The following is a 15,592-nucleotide window of genomic DNA, read 5'->3' on the forward strand; positions in this document are numbered from 1 at the left end:
GCCCTACGGGTTCACTCGGAAGTCGACCTGGACGATTACTTCGGCCGGGCTGCCGGCCGCGTCGGCGGTGACCACCGACAGGGTGTCGCCCGCGGCGAACGCGGCGTTCTGCAGGTGCGTCCAGCCCGCCCACGCGTCGGTGGTGGTGTCCAGGTTCTCCACGAGCAGGTCACCGCCGTTGCGCTGCGCGTTCACGGTGCCGCCGGTGCCGCCCGAGCGGTAGGCGCGCACGGCGATGGCCGTGCAAGCGACCGGAAGCCTGGCCACCATGTAGGTGCCGGCCGTGCCCTTGGGGACGCGGTACTCCTTGGTGAAGGTTCTGGTGGCGGACAGGTCGACGTCGCCCGCCTTGCCGTCCACCGAATTGACCTTGTGGCCCATCGCTGCCCCTCCTGAGGCTGGGAGATGGAAGGCCCGCCCGGCGCGCGGGCGGGCCCGGAGGACATCACGCGAGCTGAAATGCTCGCGTAATTGCTACGGGACGTCGACGCCCTTGATGAGAACCGCGCGCTTCTCGTCGAGGGTCTTGGTGCCGTACAACGTGTCAATCGACACGACGTCCTGCTTCTTGTCGATGTCGTAGTCCATCACGACCCTGAGACCGAAGCCCTTGTAGGACGCCACGGCGGCGTTGGCGGCACCCTGCGGCAGGACCAGGGGCCTGGTCACGAGGGCGAACGCCGTCCTGTGGAACGCGACGCCGGCCTCGGTCGTGCTGTTCCCAGTCGTCTGCGGCGGAACCTTGATGTTCTGGGTCTGGTACGGGTCGAAACCGAACACGCGACGACCCAGGGACGCCTCGCGCAGGCCGTCCGTGTCGCCCCTCGCGTCGGCCCTGTGGAACAGCTCGTCACCCAGCCACTTGGCCTCGATCTCCGGGCCGACCACCAGGTAGCGGTCCGCAGCCGGGACGTTGCGCTGGTTCAACACTCTGCGCGCGTCGATCGCGGACCTCGGGTTGCTGTAGTCGAACATGTTCTTGCCGACCGGGTTCGCCGGGAACTGCACGCCACCCTCAGCGGTGACGCCGACCTCCTGGAGGACGTCGTCACGCAGAGCCAGAATGTCCCGGTCGATCTTCTGCGCGATGGCCTCCATCGCAGGCTGCAGCAGCTGCACACCGAAGTCTTCGATCCGCAGCGTGAGCTCTTCCGTCGTCACCGCGAAGGACACGTCGGCGAAGTGGTTCAGGCGAACCGGGATGCTGGTCTCCTGCGCGTTCTGGATCTGGATGCCGTTCTCGCGGACGTACTCGTTCGCGGTGAAGGTCGCCGGCTTGCGGACGTTCACGGTGTCGCCGATCCGCGCCGCGAACTCCTCCTCATAGTCCCGGTGAACGAGCTGAGCCATCACCGTGGTCTCGTACAGAGTGGCCAGCGCCGCACGGGCGATCACGGTCGGGGTGAGAAACGTGTTAGGCATGTGGGCCCCTACTCCTTGTTGGGGTTGGACTTCTGGCGGCGCCGCGCCGCGCGGAAGTCGTCGGTGGTCATCTGGTCCGGGTCGGAGCTACGGCCACCGGGCCCACCGGTGAACTCCCCTCCGCTCCTCGCGGGCGGCCCGCTCAGCGACGCCGCCTTGAACTTCGGGTTGTCCTCGATCGCCTGCTGGATCCGCTCCGCCAGAGCGGTGCCGAACTCCTCGGCCGCAGGGTCGAGGTCCTTGATGCTGCGCAGGAACGACCTGCTGTCGAGCAGTGCGTCGCCGTCCGCACCCGCCTTCAGAGCGGTGCGGTGTACGCCCAGCTCAACGAGCGCCCGCCGGTGCAGCTCCCGCTCGGAGTCCCTCTCCTTCGCCGTGGCGTCCTTCTCAGCGGTCAGCCGCTCGACCATCTCCTTCGGATCGACCGGCTTCTCCTCCTCGGTGACGATCCCGAGGGCCCTGCCGACCTGCTGAGCCAGCTCGGCCTTCGCCTGCGCCGCGATCTCCTCAGGGGACGGCCCGACCTGCTGTTCGGCGGCCTTCTCCTTCTCCTGGAGCTGCGTGCGGTACTTGACCGCATCGTTGCGGGCTCGCCGCAGCTCGGCCTGAGCCCACGCCGGAAGGTCGTCGATCTTCCGCGCGTCGGCCTTGCCCTTGTCCTCCTCAGCGGCCGGGGCCTGCTCGGAAGCGGTGGCGTTCACCATCTCCGGCGCGGGGCCTTCCTGGCCGGCCTGGGAGGCGGCCTGGTCGGCGGTGGAGGAGACCTCGATCTGCTCGTCTGCCATGAGCTGACTCCTTGCGAATCGGTGATGTGCCGCCCGTCCTGCGGGCTGTCGCACGGGGCCGCCCGGCCTGCGGGCGGGCATGAAAAAGGGCGCACCGGATGGGGTGCGCCCCTGGACATGCGGAAGGCCCGCACCAGGCGGGCCTTCCGTGATCTAGTGGACTACGTTCGGGTTGTCGTCGCCGTCGATGGGAGGCACGGGTGGAGGATCACCCGATACGACTGGGCCCGGCAGCAGCGCCAACGCGCAGAGGAAGACAGCGACAGGATCGGCGTCCCCCTCCGGCTCGTACCACGGCCCGGTCGGCGTGAGCGGCTGAGGGTTCCGGACGAGCCCTTCCAGCACGCCCGCGGTTTCCCTATCCGCAGTCCAGGTCTCACCGTCATGGGCAACCCACCGGTCAGGCGCGATCCGCGACTCCACACGCCAGCTCATAGCACCGCCAAGATCCCGAGAGTGAATGCCTGCAACTCGTCTCCGTGATCAAACCGGATGCTGCTTCGGCCGTACAAATCCTGCAGGCCAACCTGGAACACCTCGGCGTACCCGCTGGCCGGGTCGGGATGCCCCTCGCCTACGTACGCCTTGCCGGCGTAGGCGTTGGCCCACCGGTCCTCGTAGGTGTACTCCCTGCCAGGCGAGTAGTAGCTGTAGATGTCGTGCATATCGCGCTGCCGATCAAGTACGCCAGCGCGATTCGTGGCACGCCGACGCACGAATGTGAATTCCAGCTCTCGAAGCCCTGGAATGTACCTCTCCATGCGGTGGCCCATTTCGTGGACGGTAGTTTCACGGCTCTGGTCCGTGAAAGCGCCGTCGTATCGCCGCGGCTTGGTCGGCAAAGCCATCACGTCGTCGACGTAGTCGTAGAAGGCCCGTTCAGAGCCGACCACTCGGAGCGGAGCCGGAGCATCTCGATCTACCCGATCATGCCAGTCGGACGGGAAGTGACGTGCCGCCTCGTCGAGGAGCTTGTCCCAGTCGTCAGGTGCGCTGTAGACCCGCGACGACGAGTTGATGCTGCTTGGCCGCCCTTTTTCCGCGTTGATCTTTCCACCCATCGCACGCAGATCCGCCAGCAGATTTTGAATCATCTGCTTTTCCCGACGCGCCACGGCCTGATGCGCCTGCGTCCGGTCGTACCCGGTCGCCTTCTGCTTCCGCTCCCGGAGACGCCGCAGCTGCGGGTCTTGGTCGAACGCGTCACGCAGGTCATCGAGCAACGCCCGACCGGCCGCCAGGACCGCATTCAGGTGCTCCTCATACCTCCGCGACGGACGGCGCTGCCTGTTGCGGTCGATGATGTAGCCCTGATCGCCGCGGCCCGTCCGGTCAGCCGCCCATGTCGAACGGCTTCCCGGCAGCGCAGCCTTGGCCTCGTCGATCGCCTTGCGCGCCCGATCGGACACCACCAGACGAGGCGAGTCCTCGACCTGCCTTGACCTGGCCGACTGCCGCTCCCGCGAGGGCGGTGTCCTGCTCGGGTCGGGCCTCGGAGGAGTCCTGTCCGGCTTCGGCCGGAGCGACGGATGGTCATCCGGCGGCGTCGTCTCGTCCGGGCGGACCCGTTCACGGGACCTCTGCCGCAGCAGGCCCGTCTTGTCCAGGTGCTCCTTCATCTGCTCCTGGTACGCCTTGACGTGCTGTTCGGCGCTCTTCCTCTCCGAGCTGCCCGCAGGGGCCGCCGCAGCGCGCCGCTTCCACCCGCGGATCTGTCGTTCGAGGTAGCGCTGCTTCTGCGTGTCCTCGTACGTGCCGTTCGTTTCCGGCTTCGGCGGACGCTTCGTCAGCCCCGGCAGGAAGATCCCGAACGTGTGTCGGCAGTTCGGATGTTGCAGGCCCTCCGCGCGCGCCTGCGCCACGGTGCCCGCCACGTGCACGGTCATGGGGTCGCCCGTCAGGACGTTCTTCTCCTGCCGGTCGCCGGCCGCCCCGGTCTGGGACAGGACTTTGCCTTCCCACGGGTCGCACAGCGGGCACGTGTACGGCGCGCGGGACACCATGACCAGATCGCGGCCGTTCGCCCGCAGCGTCGCCAGGTGCCCCTCGTTCGCCGCCCGCGCCATCGCGGTCCTGGTCGCCATCTCCGCGTAGCTGGAGATGGACCACGTGCGGCCCTTGGCGTCGAAGAACGTGATGCCCTTCGCGGCGAACTTCTGCAGTGCCCGGGTCGTGGCCTGCTCCCGCGTCATGGCTCCGGCCAGCGCCAGCGGCGTCGACTCCGCGATCACCTGCCGGTAGATGTCGGTGACCTGCCGCAACGCCCCTGTGGTGAGAGCGGGCAGCAGGCCGAGTGCCTCCTTCAGCAGATCCACCAAACCCGCGCCAGGGCTGATGCCCTGGCTTTCGCCCAAGCTCTCCAGCTCCTGGACCGCCCGCTCGTAACCTGCCTCCCATCCCTCCGTAACGCCGTCCTCCAGGGCCTGCGCCGCGAGCGCTTCCAGGTCCCGCAGAATCTTCTCGGCCTGCTGGCTGAGCGCCTGTACCTCGGCGAGCCGAGCGCTTGCCTGGTGCGGCGCGTCCTTGCCCTTGTTCACCGCCCGGGAGATGACCTCGAATAGGTGTGTCTCGGCCTCGGCGTACCTCGCGGCGATGGATGCGGCGAGCGCGACACGCGCCTCCACCGCTTCAATCGAGTCAGCCATCGAGGTCGTCGTCCTGGCCAGGCAGGATCTGCTCGTCGAACGTGTCAGCGTCCTTGACGTTCAGGCCCATCTCGTCCCGCAGCCGCTTCCTCTCCACCGTCACCTGGTCGTCGTCCCAGTCCGGGTGCACCATGCGGATCCGGGTGTCGATGGACGCGGACTGCGCCCGATTCAGCAACTCCACGGTGCGGGCCACCGATTCGGTCTCCAGGAAGACGCCGTCCGGCCACTCGATCTGCGGGCGCTCGGCGGTGACCTTGGTCTTGTAGATGTAGTGGTCGACGTGCAGCAGGCAGTCGCCCAGCCACGCCAGCGCGGGCGTCCAGTAGCCGACCTTCCGGCCTCGGGTGGTGAGGGACTGCCGCTCGCGGGAGTGGATCTCCGTCGCGGTCGCCTCCACGCCTTCGCCGGCCTCGCCGAAGCTCTGCACGCTGTACCCTGCGCCCCGGAGGATCTGCGCGACCAATGACTTGGCGGTCTGCTGGTGCTCCTGCACACGGATGTCGAACTGCGAGACGGTGATCATGTTGCCGCCGCCGTTCGCGGGCGGCAACATGCCGAGCCCGCTGTAGATCTCCCGGTCCGGGTCCCAGTACGAGCCCTTGCCGCGGCCCGTGTTTTGCAGGTACACCTCGGGCACGATGATTCGCGCCTTGCCGAGCCGCAGGTCCCGCATCCACGATGTCCACGTCTCGTCCAGGGCGTCCATCAGCGGCTCAACCCCGGCATAGTCGGAGCGGCCCAGCGCCGTGCCGCGCAGCGTCCGGTGCGGGCGCATGTTCGGCACGTAGTAAACAAGCAAGCCCTTTTGATAGCCACTATCGAATCCGCCGTCCGCGTCGACTATCTGCGCAAACCCAGCAGTCGCAGGGTGCTCCTCCAGCGGCACGGGGTGGCCAAGCCGGGCATCGTCCCCCTGGTAGAGGCCGTGGTAGACGCGGCCGCGCTCGTGGCGTTCCAGGTGCCGCCAGACCACCTTCTGGTTCTCCCCCACGACCCGCCAGAACGTGACAGCCGCGAGCCGGCCGCTGTGGAACTCCGGCACCGCAGTGTCGGCCGGTACCGAGTCGACCACCGGGTAGTCAGCCATTTCGGTGTCCCAGCCCACGCGCAGGTAGACGCCGCCGTATGCGCTGTCCAGCTCGCCGGCCTCCAGCAGCCCGGCGTACACCGAGCCTTCGTTCATGATCTGGTCGAGTCGCTTCTGCGTCTTCTTGCCCGCCGCGCGTAGCGTCGGCGGCTCAGAAAACAGCAGGTCCGCGGACTTGGCCGCGATGTCCGCCGCCAGCGGGACGTGCAGCTTCGTCGACCTGCTTTGTCCAGCCGGGATCGGACTGCCCCAGAACCAGCGGGCGACCCGGCCGACAGCACCGCCAGCGAACTGCAACGGCCTGTCCCAGCCCTTGAGATCCAAACCCAGGCCCGGCGTCACCGCCCCGTTGCCGTAGACCTCGGCGAGCCGGTCAGGGTCACCGCTGTACCAGGCACCATGCTGCCGGTACAGGCGCATCTCAGCACGCGTATGCGGGGGCGGCCACTCCTGGTCTTCATTAGGGAGCGGCATCACACCACCTCTCTGTCGTTCATGTGATGGCGACCAGCCCGGACGGCAGCACCGGACGCTCATCGGGCCTGGTCACACGCACCCACCCCTGGTAGGTGCCGTCAGGCAGAGTCACCGCGCCGCCAGGGCCTACCCGAATGCGCGCCTCAGCACCGCCCCGGTCAACCGCGCCCCACGAGGCAGGCGCCCACTGGCCTTCGGTCGGCTCGACGCCCGGCTGTGTGAACGCGATCTCGACCGGTTCTGACCCGACGGCGTTGGAGACGAAGAACCGCAAATACTCCAGGCTCAAGCTGCTCATCGTGTCCAAGCCCGACCCCCTCCCGAAAAAGCGCGCCGACCAGGACCTCATCGGCAGGCCAACACGGAGCGGCGGAGTACGCCGGATCACCACATTGACCAGCCCGGAGCCGGTGACGCGGCCGATCATGAGTTGCTTCGTAGCGGAGAGGGGCAACGCGCTGCCGGTGGAGACGACGCGGCCGACCGGCCCACCCCGCGCGTATGCGAGAGGCTTGGCCTGCCCGATACCGGTCGCCTCGTGGATAGCGAGGGCTTTGCCCGCCCGTACCGGCCGCGCCTGGCCGACGCCGGTGACGTGGTTAGCGATCGGGTCGCTGCGCACCGGGAACGCAAGCCCGGTGCCCGCGACCTGACCGGTCATCCGGAGCTTGCGCCGGATCGCAGGCGTGGCCGCACCACTCCCGGCGACCTGGCCTATCCGGTTCGTGCGGGTCGCGGCCACCGGAGCGGCCACGCCGGTCCCGGTCACCTGATCAATCACGAGCGTCTTGGTGGCGGCCACCGGCAGAGACCCGCCACTACCGGACACCTGGCCAGTGCGCTGCGAGCGGGCAGCGAGCACGGCCAGGGCCAGGCCCTGCCCATCGACGCGCACCATGAAGATGTTGGCCGCTCGGGTGACCACTGGACGGTTGGGATAGGAGCGGCCAGCGCGAGCCATGACTGCCTCCTCTACCAGCTAGCGGCGCGATGTGCGGCAGCGGTCGGTGTCAGGACAGAAGATCTCGGCGTGCCAGCCGAACGGATCCGCAGCGTGAACCCATGAGCGGCCAAAACTCCTGACGACACGGTGTGCGAACGGGAGGGCGAGCTGGCCGATGTGAGGTTCTGTCGTGTGAGCTGCGCGGTCACGTACGAGCTGCGGAGCTCGGCGACTTCGGCCGTCAATGCGGGCTCTTCCCAGGAGCCCGTCGCCGACGTGTTGTAGTTGTCCGCCCCAACCCACCGCAGTTCCAGATCACCAATGGCGGGGATTGGCCCAGCCGGGCTGGTCACCGTCATGAACGCCGTCGCGCTGGCTTGGTCTGCCGACACAGTGAACGCGGGTGGTTCGAGCATCGCATCGGTGATGGCGATCACGGCCATGCCCATGTACTGGGACGCGCCTGCGAGCGCCCAACTGGTTTCTCCGGTGCTGGTCGGCTTCCACCAGATGCCCGAGGAGACGCGCCCGAGGGTATTGGTACCGCTGACGTTGCTCGTGAGCTTGGTCGTCAGCAGCGCCCACTCAGGCGTCCCGCCGGTCAGGGTCGCACCGAAGGCGGCATCTTCGGTGCTGAGGAACGCCAGCAGCAGGTCACCGGCCTGGGCGCCGTCAGGGGGCGTGACAGTCGATGTCGTGCCGGTCGCCTGGAATATCTGTGGGCGGACGGTAGGCATTCAGCACCGTTCGACCCACAGGCAGGCCGACACGCTGACGGCTGCCGCGAACTTCGCCCGCAGCACGAACCCGGTGTTGGGCCCGCAGTCGGGCGAGTCACCGAGCGGCAGGTCATACAGGACCGTGCCGCTGTTTGGGGTAAGCGACCATGAGTCGATGACCGCCAGCACGGTCGGCTCCTTGGTTGCGGCCCATGCGGAGGCGGCCAGGAATCCCGGCGCGATGGTGCGGCCGTAGAGCTGCTGCGGCGTCACTGCTGTGGAGTCGGCCGTGCCGGGCGGGTTCGTGGCGAACGTCGCGCTGCAGAGCTCGATATCGCCGGGCACCGCCGCGGCGGTGCCGAGCGTGCTGATCCTGATCTTCTTGATTTCCAGCCCGAACGAGGCGGGCGCGAGCACGCCCAGCACGCTGCGTGCTGTGCCCGCCATGAGCGCCACAGCGGCCGGGGTGATCGCGGAGTAACCAGTCTTGGACATGATCAAACCGCCCGGTAGAAGCCGGAGGGGTCGATCTGGAGGACGACGTTCGAGCCGTCCGGCGAGATGCTGAAGTCGTGGCTGGTCATCGGCACGATGTCGCTGTCCGGAGAGCCGGTCGCGGGCCGGTAGCAGACGATGACCTTCGACCAGCCGCCACCGGCCGTCTGGACGTTGAGCCACGTCTGGTCGGGGATGTCGATGTCCGTCCTGTCGTTGGCCAGGTCCGGGAGCACGTCGTTCAGGTCGGCCGCCGCCAGCACCTTGCGGGCATAGCCGACGTTGGTGGCCTCATCGGTTGCACCGGCGAGCACGGCGGCGAGGCTGGCCTTGTCCTTCAGGACGGCGTCGGACTCGATGCCGGTCGCCGCCAGGACGACGACGACCAGGGCGCTGGTGGCGGGGTCGCCAAGCCGGACGCGACGGTATAGCTCGACGCTCCTGCCCTTAGCGATATTGAATTCAAAGTCGGCCACGAGAGGCCCTCCTTGGAATCGGTTGGGTGTGGGTGCGGGGGCTACCAGGCGGCGGCACGGTGGGTGGCGGCACGAGGAATCCGGGGCGTGGCGACGTCCGTCCCGGGCAGAGGCCCGATCCAGCCCTGGTCAGACCAAGCCACGCTGTCGATCCAGCCCGGTGTAGAGCTCTCGTTCACGCTGCCGAAGCGCACGGCGTCCCAACTGCTGGCGACTGCCACGTCGGATCCCGACAGCTCGATGGCCGGTGTGGAAGCCTCCGGGGCGGTGAAGATGCGGGCCGTCGCAGAGCCGCTGTTGTCGCTGTTGGCTTGCATCTCCAGCCGGATCCACCCGCCGGGCAGGGTGAAGGTCTTCGTGTCGAGGTTGTTCTGATTGAAGTTCGTGTTGCGCCACAAGATGATCTGTCCGCCGCTGATATCCAGGCCGAACATGTCACCGTTCGCCAACGCCATCTCGATCAGGCTGTTTGAGGGGCTCACGGGCCTCGCGTACCAGCGGGCCCACCGCGTCCCGGTCCCGGACAGCGCGTACTGGACGTAGCCGATCGCGCCCGCTGCGATCTGGGCCGAGAGCGGCCCGCGATATGCCTGAGCGGAGCTGTAGGTGATGCTGTCTGTGGCGCTGAACGCGGTCCCTGATGCGCTGCCGGAGTTGGCGGGCGTGATGGCGGTGCCGTTGCTGCCGCCGTCGAAGGAGTTGCTAGCTCCCGCCATGCTCGCCGCCCTTCTCGGTGGAATGGAGAGTTGGTGTGGTCCCGGCCGCCGACTGCCCCTCAACAGCGGCGGCCGGGACCACTCACAGGCCCACGCCGGCGAGGCGGTGGGCGTAAGTTGCGCAAGTCTTATAGCTTGCGCCAGTAGTCGGGCAGACGCTCCATCAGCGGCATCCAGGCCGCCTGCGTGGTGTGCAGGATGTACCGGCTGGCGTCGATGGAGTGGTCGTCGACCTTCACGGGGGCGTCGTCGCCTTTCTCGGCTTTCCGGTCGTCCCAGGAGTAGGAGCCGACCTCGCCGAGCCAGCCGTGACAGGAGCGATGCACCCTCAGCAGGTCACCAGCGATCAAGTTGCTGACGGTGCGGATGCCGTCGAGCACGGCATTGTCGCCGAGCTGCGGCAGCAACCCGTCGTGGTGGAGCTGGGTGACGAACGAGGCAGCGCTGGGGTCGACGATGATCCAGTCGGGCCTGAGGCCCATCGTGCCGGGCCCGTACGTGTCCGGCACATTGTCCAGCCAGTCGGTGATCTTCGCCGAGTACTCCGCGTCAGTCAGCTGTCGCCGCTCTGCGCGAGAGTCCCATCGCCACTCGGATGCCAGGTAGACGCGCCGCTGCCCGGCTGCGTCTGGGACGGACACCCCAGCAAGCAGGGCTGAGAATGGATTGACCGTGCCATAGTCAATGCCCACCCCCAGCCACCGCTCCATGAGCGGCAGCTCGTCGACGATGTGCCGGTCCGGGTCCCACATGTCGAAGATCGCGCCTTCGGCCATGCACCACTCGCCCAGGACGTACCGCCGGTACCACAGACCCGTGTACTCAGCCTTGAGGTTCGCGACGTACAGCGGATCCAAGCTCGGGTTGTCGTCGAGTGTGAAGTGCCACCAGCGCAGGTCCAGCTCGTGCGAGCGGAGCAGGAACCTCTTCCTCAACCAATGGTTGGGCGCGTCAGGGTTCGTCGTCGCGAAGATCATCGCGCCCGGGACGGAGCATCGCGCGAGCAGCTGATCCCAGAAAGCTTCGGGGATCAGCGTCGCCTCGTCGACGTACGCGCCAGCGCATGTGAGACCCCGCAGCCGGGACTCCGAGCGGACGTCGTTCGCGCTGATGATCTCGACGCGACGGCCGAGGACGTTGGCGGTGACGGCGCCTCTCGTATAGAAGATGCGCCGCGCCACCGGCCCCGTAAGCGACGGGTCCATCAGTGGCTCGAACACATTGCGGGCGATCGTGTCGCTCGTTTTGCCGACGACTACCAGATGGCCGCCACGTGGTGCCTGCGTCACGTAGATCAAGAACCGCAGCAGCGAGGCGATCGTCTTCCCGCTTCGTACGCTGCCGGTCCAGATATTGATCCGCGACGTGGACTCCGCGATGCTGCGCTCCTGCATCGGCGACAGCGTGACAACAGCCAGACTCACGGGCTGTCCTCGCCGGCCTCGATGGCATCGACGACCTCGACCGACACCTCGTCCTGGCCATGCCGGGACTGCAGACTCGCGAACAGATTGCCGAGCAGGCTGGCGATGTCGCCGTTCTCCGAACCGTTGCGGTTGATCAGGTCCAGGCCCAACAAGCTGCATCGGCGGGCGATCAGCTTCTCGGCCTGGTCCACGGCCTTCACATCGCCGGATAGCGCCTTGGCCCAGACGGCCGCCATGAGCCGGTCCAGCCGGTCGATCTCGATCTGCAGCAGGTGCTCAGACGCGATGTGCTCGGCCTTGGCGGCCTTCTGCATCGAGCGGGTGATGTCCTTGATGACGGCCGCGGAGGAGGAGTAGCCCAAGTTCTCAGCGATGATCGTGGGGCTGATGCCCGCGATCCGCATCTGTACGGCCTTGGCGCGCCGCTCCGCGACAACGGTGGCCGACGCTCGCTTCTTACTGGAAACCATGAGGGGACCCCCGTCCGAGGTATGGAGAGTGAAGGCGGGTCAGCTGTCGGTGCCGCGCCAGACGTGAAGGACGAGCTGACCGCCCTTCACCACCGGCCCGAGCCGCATGTCCGGGCCCACCAAGTGTTCGGCGTCGTCGTCCACAAGCACCCCGGCGTCGGTCATCGCGCCGTCCACCGCGGCTTTGGCCGAGGGGTACCAGTTGCCCGGGTCGCGTCGGCGCCGGTCGGTCGGCCGGAGCTCGCCGACGACGTACACCCGCTCAAGCCGGGGCAGGCCGACCGCCACGGAGGCCTTATGGCCGGCGCGGCGCAGCAGCTTCGTGATCCGGGCCTTGACCATCGGGTGGAGCCGCTGATTCGAGTTCAGCAGCTCCATGCCGGGCGGCAGCTCGATCGTCCAGTGCGGGGAAGGGCGCTCGTCGAACCACACAGGCCACCTCCTCCGTGCGAGACTGGCCCGCATGTATGAACTGGTCCCGGGCGCATACACACCGGTCACGATCGTTGCGACCCGCCACGGCGGCCGGTACGAAGGGGGCAAGTTCGCGGCGTTCCCGCTGGAGGCGTGGGACCTTCCCCGCGATGCCTACGCCGGGGACCGCATCGCCTCCGAGTGGTGGGACAACAACACGAGCCCGGTCGGGGTGGGCGACACCCCAGATGAGGCGCTGAAGAATCTCGGACGCAAGCTCACTGAGCAGCCGCGAACGCCCCGATGACCGCCCACGAATGCCACCGGAACAGCACTTCGGGCGCGTGCCACCCGGCCGCGACCATCGCGTCCGCGGTGGCCTGCTGCGGGTACGGCCGGAGCACTCCGCGCAGCGCGCGCGCCTTGGCCCGGATCGCCGCGTCGGAGATGCCACGCGCCGCCTTGTAGTCGTGCGCCACGTCGGTGCCGATCTCCGCCCACCGCGAATCGATGGCGCGGATCTTCTCCGCGACGATCAGCGCGCCCGACTCAGCCGAGCGCTGCCGCGCGAGCCGTAGCGCCTTAACGCGTTCCCGACGCGGCAGGAACTGCAGCGTGAACAGGCACAACGTGAGGTCCGCGTCCTCATGCACCAGCGGCCCCTCCTGGACGCGGGTCGCGCTCAGGATGACGTCGTGCTCGCCGCCGATCTGCTTCAGCTCGATCATGGCCTGGTCGAGCATCGCGGGCTGCTCGTCGTACAGCACGAACCGGATGCCCCGGTTCGGGTGCCGCTGCAGGATGCGCCGCGCTGACGCGCCCGTCGACGCGCCGAGGTCCGCGACCAGGCCGCCGGCCGGGACCAGCCAGTCGGCCGTCTCGGCGACGAGGTCCTGGATCACGTCGTAGTGCGGCACGCTGGCGCGTACGTGGTCGTCGAAGACGTCGACCACGTCGGGCGTGAACTGCCACGCTCCCGTGCCGAACCGCTCGGCGATGTCGGTGTCCTCGTCGCTCATGCTCTGCTCCTGACGAGGCGCTGGTACTCGGCCCGATAGAAGCGGGCCGGGTTCGGCAGCACGCTCGTGATCACCGTCTTCAGCCCCAGGCCGTCCTGGAACGCGACCTTCGGCCGCTTCACCACGGCGTCGGGCAGAAGCCCGGCGTATGCCCGCTGGAGCACGGCCTTGGGGTGGGCTTTGCCGTCGGCGACCGCGTGCTGCTGCAGCGACAGAGCCAGGTCGACCACGACCGGGTCGCAGAACGGGAGACGCCCCTCCACCGAGTGCGCCATGAACGTCTTGTTGACGCGGGGGAAGTTCTTCCTCGCCTGGGCGGCCATCAGGTCACGCCGGTAGACGTGCCAGTCGGTGGTCTTGAGCGCGTGGTAGGCGAACCCGTACGACGCCCACAGCTCGTCCGACCCCTCGCCTGAGTAGGTGACCTTGAAGCCGTCCGAGCGGATCCGTTCGGCGAGATGCAGGCACGCCCAACCGATCTCGACCTGCGCCTTGTGCGGCATCTCGACGATCTGGACTACGCGCGCCAGGTCGTCGGCGCTAGGCACCGGGATGTCGACCTCGACCAGCTCGATCCCGAGGTGATGCGCGACCTCGCGCGCGCACCGCAGGTCCCTGGACTTGGGGTCCATGCGGGCGGTGTAGGCGACCAGGCCAGGCACGTGCTGCGCGAGTTCGTAGGTGATGGCGGCCGAGTCGATCCCGCCGGACAGCAGCGCGCACACCGGCACGTCGGCTATGAGCCGTCGCTGCACGGCCTTCCCGAGTGCGGACTTCAGCCTGGTCGACGCCTGCGTCATGGTGTAGCCCGCCGGTGTGCACCGCTGGGTGTGGAAGCGCGACCAGGCGGCGCGGTCGCCATGGATCGTCCCCCAGTGGCCGGCCGGGACATCCGCGATCAGGTGAGATGCCATGGGGCGGCCTGCCGCGGCGAATGCCTTAAGCTCCGACGCGGCCATGACGGGCTGCGCCAGATGTAGATGCAGCGGGATCTCGCCGTGCCGGTCGCGGGCGACGTGGAGCACGCCGGGGCGACGCTCGTTCACCCACGCCACGGCGAACATGCCGTTCACCAGCGGCAGCGCCCGGTCAGGGCCGAGCACCGCGAGCGCGGCGGCCAGGACCTCCGTGTCGCCCGTCGTCTTCCACTCCCGGCCCGGGTCGCGCTCCTCCACGGCCTGGCGCAGCTCGGCGGCGTTGTAAATCTCGCCGTTGTAGGCGATCGTGACCGGCCCGTCCCGGAACGGCTGATCCGAACGGGGGTCGAGGTCCTGGACGGCGAGCCGGGTGTGCCCGAGGTGCACGCCGGCCACCGTTGCCGTCCTGGCCGCATCGGGCCCGCGATGCATAAGCGCGGCCACGGCCGGAGCAATGTTCAGCTTGCCGAGACCGGCGACGACACCGCACATCAGATCCTCCCCGCGTCACGCAGCGGCACGAGCACCTGGTCGCGGATGGTCGCGGCGATCCGCGCCATCATCACGGGCGGCACCGCGCGGCCGATGCGCTCCCAGCGGCGCCCGAAGTCGCCCGTCAACACGAAGTCGTCCGGGAAGCCGCCCAGCCTGCGCAGCTCCGCGAGACTCGGGTATCGCGGGTGGTCCGGGTGAGTGAGAGCGGCGGTTCCCGCCGTGCCCGCCCTGGCCACGATGGTGGCGGTCGGCTGGTCCCAGGCCAGCCGCTTGAGGCTCAGCCGTGTCGGGTGTCCCTGGCCGGGGCGGATCTCCCCCCACAGTCGTTCGATCGAGTAACCGCGGAAGCTCAGCGGATACCCGGTCTCCGGGTCGGCCCGCAGGTCATCGAACGCGCCAGGCAGATCGTGGATCGCGTCCCGCACCGTGTAGCGGTACGGCAGCGGCACCGGGTGGACGGGCTCCACGCCGAGGTCGTCGCGGACCCCGACGAAGATGAGTCGCCGCCTGGCCTGTGGCACGCCGAGCCACTGCGCGTCGAGCAGCTTCGCGCTGACCCGGTAGCCGGCCTTGCGCAGCGCGGCCAGGATCTCCTTGAAGTACCCCTTGGCGGTGCCCTGGACCAGGCCCGCGACGTTCTCCGCGACGAACGTCTTCGGCTGCAGGTCGCCCAAGAGCCGGGTGAACTCGAAGAACAGGTCGTCGACTCGCTGCTGGGTGTCGCTGTACGGCTTGACGATGCCCCATCCGGCTTCCCGCTTGCCCGAGGTGGAGAACGCGGCGCACGGCGGGGAGCCGTCCATCAGGTCGATCTCTCCCGCCTTGAGGTTGATCCGGTCGAGGATGTCCTTGGCGGTGACCTCGCGGATGTCGCGGGTATCCAGGTGGGTGTACGGGGCGGCGTTGGCTCGGTACGTGTCGGCGGCCGCGGGGATGAACTCGCTGGCCCATAGCATGCGGAATCCGGCCATGCGGTAGCCGAGAGACGAGCCGCCGCAGCCCGAGAACGTCGAGATCCCGTTGAAGCCGTTCCACGGCACCGCCCGGACCTCTGCCATCGACGGCACCCTGTACGGCGGCTT

Annotated in this window: 17 protein-coding genes; 1 reads left to right on the forward strand and 16 read right to left on the reverse strand. The window is 68.3% G+C overall.

Annotated features, from left to right (window positions below; all coding sequences use genetic code 11):
- Nucleotides 1–3 precede the first annotated feature (3 nt).
- The 13 genes from AB0H64_RS32465 to AB0H64_RS32525 form a co-directional block, all read right to left on the reverse strand.
- Nucleotides 4–381, reverse strand: coding sequence for a hypothetical protein (locus AB0H64_RS32465; RefSeq protein WP_357632271.1), 378 nt, complete (start codon nucleotides 379–381; stop codon nucleotides 4–6).
- A 93-nt stretch (nucleotides 382–474) separates the two neighbouring features.
- The gene (locus tag AB0H64_RS32470) at nucleotides 475–1,422 is read right to left on the reverse strand and encodes a P22 phage major capsid protein family protein (RefSeq protein WP_357632273.1); all 948 of its coding nucleotides are present in this window, start codon (nucleotides 1,420–1,422) and stop codon (nucleotides 475–477) included.
- A gap of 8 nt (nucleotides 1,423–1,430) precedes the next feature.
- Entirely contained in the window at nucleotides 1,431–2,207 is a 777-nt protein-coding gene (locus tag AB0H64_RS32475; RefSeq protein ID WP_357632275.1) for a hypothetical protein, read from the reverse strand.
- 431 nt (nucleotides 2,208–2,638) lie between these two features.
- On the reverse strand, nucleotides 2,639–4,852 hold the full coding sequence (locus tag AB0H64_RS32480) for a phage minor capsid protein (protein ID WP_357632277.1): 2,214 nt from the start codon (nucleotides 4,850–4,852) through the stop codon (nucleotides 2,639–2,641).
- Nucleotides 4,845–6,362, reverse strand: a complete 1,518-nt coding sequence (locus tag AB0H64_RS32485; RefSeq protein WP_357632279.1) for a phage portal protein — start codon at nucleotides 6,360–6,362, stop codon at nucleotides 4,845–4,847. Before AB0H64_RS32485 ends, AB0H64_RS32480 begins: the two co-directional genes overlap by 8 nt.
- 73 nt (nucleotides 6,363–6,435) lie before the next feature.
- A complete protein-coding gene (locus AB0H64_RS32490; RefSeq protein WP_357632281.1) occupies nucleotides 6,436–7,380 on the reverse strand; it encodes a hypothetical protein in 945 nt (314 codons plus the stop codon).
- 11 nt (nucleotides 7,381–7,391) lie between these two features.
- Nucleotides 7,392–8,099: a hypothetical protein gene (locus tag AB0H64_RS32495; protein ID WP_357632283.1), complete on the reverse strand. Its 708-nt coding sequence runs from the start codon at nucleotides 8,097–8,099 to the stop codon at nucleotides 7,392–7,394.
- Entirely contained in the window at nucleotides 8,100–8,576 is a 477-nt protein-coding gene (locus AB0H64_RS32500; RefSeq protein ID WP_357632285.1) for a hypothetical protein, read from the reverse strand.
- A gap of 2 nt (nucleotides 8,577–8,578) precedes the next feature.
- Nucleotides 8,579–9,052 carry a hypothetical protein gene (locus tag AB0H64_RS32505; RefSeq protein ID WP_357632287.1) on the reverse strand — a complete coding sequence of 158 codons (474 nt, stop codon included), beginning with the start codon at nucleotides 9,050–9,052 and terminating at the stop codon, nucleotides 8,579–8,581.
- Nucleotides 9,053–9,093: 41 nt separating this feature from the next.
- A complete protein-coding gene (locus tag AB0H64_RS32510; protein WP_357632289.1) occupies nucleotides 9,094–9,768 on the reverse strand; it encodes a hypothetical protein in 675 nt (224 codons plus the stop codon).
- 128 nt (nucleotides 9,769–9,896) lie between these two features.
- Nucleotides 9,897–11,192, reverse strand: a complete 1,296-nt coding sequence (locus tag AB0H64_RS32515) for a phage terminase large subunit (RefSeq protein WP_357632290.1) — start codon at nucleotides 11,190–11,192, stop codon at nucleotides 9,897–9,899.
- Complete coding sequence (locus tag AB0H64_RS32520) at nucleotides 11,189–11,599, reverse strand: hypothetical protein (protein ID WP_357632293.1); 411 nt, start codon at nucleotides 11,597–11,599, stop codon at nucleotides 11,189–11,191. The genes AB0H64_RS32515 and AB0H64_RS32520 overlap by 4 nt, the downstream gene beginning before the upstream one ends.
- 105 nt (nucleotides 11,600–11,704) lie before the next feature.
- Complete coding sequence (locus AB0H64_RS32525; protein WP_357632295.1) at nucleotides 11,705–12,097, reverse strand: hypothetical protein; 393 nt, start codon at nucleotides 12,095–12,097, stop codon at nucleotides 11,705–11,707.
- Nucleotides 12,098–12,128: 31 nt separating this feature from the next.
- On the opposite strand from AB0H64_RS32525, the gene AB0H64_RS32530 reads away from it, so the two are divergent.
- The gene (locus AB0H64_RS32530; RefSeq protein ID WP_357632297.1) at nucleotides 12,129–12,386 is read left to right on the forward strand and encodes a hypothetical protein; all 258 of its coding nucleotides are present in this window, start codon (nucleotides 12,129–12,131) and stop codon (nucleotides 12,384–12,386) included.
- Here AB0H64_RS32530 and AB0H64_RS32535 read toward each other — a convergent pair.
- Genes AB0H64_RS32535 through AB0H64_RS32545 form a run of 3 tightly spaced genes read right to left on the reverse strand, consistent with a single transcriptional unit; the run spans nucleotide 12,358 to nucleotide 15,568 of the window.
- Nucleotides 12,358–13,098, reverse strand: a complete 741-nt coding sequence (locus AB0H64_RS32535) for a methyltransferase domain-containing protein (RefSeq protein ID WP_357632299.1) — start codon at nucleotides 13,096–13,098, stop codon at nucleotides 12,358–12,360. The genes AB0H64_RS32530 and AB0H64_RS32535 overlap by 29 nt on opposite strands.
- Nucleotides 13,095–14,507, reverse strand: coding sequence for an asparagine synthase-related protein (locus AB0H64_RS32540; protein WP_357632301.1), 1,413 nt, complete (start codon nucleotides 14,505–14,507; stop codon nucleotides 13,095–13,097). The genes AB0H64_RS32535 and AB0H64_RS32540 overlap by 4 nt, the downstream gene beginning before the upstream one ends.
- Nucleotides 14,507–15,568: a DNA cytosine methyltransferase gene (locus AB0H64_RS32545; protein WP_357632303.1), complete on the reverse strand. Its 1,062-nt coding sequence runs from the start codon at nucleotides 15,566–15,568 to the stop codon at nucleotides 14,507–14,509. The genes AB0H64_RS32540 and AB0H64_RS32545 overlap by 1 nt, the downstream gene beginning before the upstream one ends.
- Nucleotides 15,569–15,592 lie beyond the last annotated feature (24 nt).

It is taken from the genome of Nonomuraea sp. NPDC050733, assembly GCF_040654215.1.
Classification (GTDB): Bacteria; Actinomycetota; Actinomycetes; order Streptosporangiales; family Streptosporangiaceae; genus Nonomuraea.

Excerpts from the sequence above, each read along its gene's own strand:
- AB0H64_RS32465 (WP_357632271.1), bottom strand. The coding sequence starts at position 381 with ATGGGCCACAAGGTCAATTCGGTGGACGGCAAGGCGGGCGACGTCGAC.
- AB0H64_RS32470 (WP_357632273.1), bottom strand. The coding sequence starts at position 1,422 with ATGCCTAACACGTTTCTCACCCCGACCGTGATCGCCCGTGCGGCGCTG.
- AB0H64_RS32475 (WP_357632275.1), bottom strand. The coding sequence starts at position 2,207 with ATGGCAGACGAGCAGATCGAGGTCTCCTCCACCGCCGACCAGGCCGCC.
- AB0H64_RS32480 (WP_357632277.1), bottom strand. The coding sequence starts at position 4,852 with ATGGCTGACTCGATTGAAGCGGTGGAGGCGCGTGTCGCGCTCGCCGCA.
- AB0H64_RS32485 (WP_357632279.1), bottom strand. The coding sequence starts at position 6,362 with ATGCGCCTGTACCGGCAGCATGGTGCCTGGTACAGCGGTGACCCTGAC.
- AB0H64_RS32490 (WP_357632281.1), bottom strand. The coding sequence starts at position 7,380 with ATGGCTCGCGCTGGCCGCTCCTATCCCAACCGTCCAGTGGTCACCCGA.
- AB0H64_RS32495 (WP_357632283.1), bottom strand. The coding sequence starts at position 8,099 with ATGCCTACCGTCCGCCCACAGATATTCCAGGCGACCGGCACGACATCG.
- AB0H64_RS32500 (WP_357632285.1), bottom strand. The coding sequence starts at position 8,576 with ATGTCCAAGACTGGTTACTCCGCGATCACCCCGGCCGCTGTGGCGCTC.
- AB0H64_RS32510 (WP_357632289.1), bottom strand. The coding sequence starts at position 9,768 with ATGGCGGGAGCTAGCAACTCCTTCGACGGCGGCAGCAACGGCACCGCC.
- AB0H64_RS32520 (WP_357632293.1), bottom strand. The coding sequence starts at position 11,599 with ATGCGGATCGCGGGCATCAGCCCCACGATCATCGCTGAGAACTTGGGC.
- AB0H64_RS32530 (WP_357632297.1), top strand. The coding sequence starts at position 12,129 with ATGTATGAACTGGTCCCGGGCGCATACACACCGGTCACGATCGTTGCG.
- AB0H64_RS32535 (WP_357632299.1), bottom strand. The coding sequence starts at position 13,098 with ATGAGCGACGAGGACACCGACATCGCCGAGCGGTTCGGCACGGGAGCG.
- AB0H64_RS32540 (WP_357632301.1), bottom strand. The coding sequence starts at position 14,507 with ATGTGCGGTGTCGTCGCCGGTCTCGGCAAGCTGAACATTGCTCCGGCC.
- AB0H64_RS32545 (WP_357632303.1), bottom strand. The coding sequence starts at position 15,568 with ATGGCAGAGGTCCGGGCGGTGCCGTGGAACGGCTTCAACGGGATCTCG.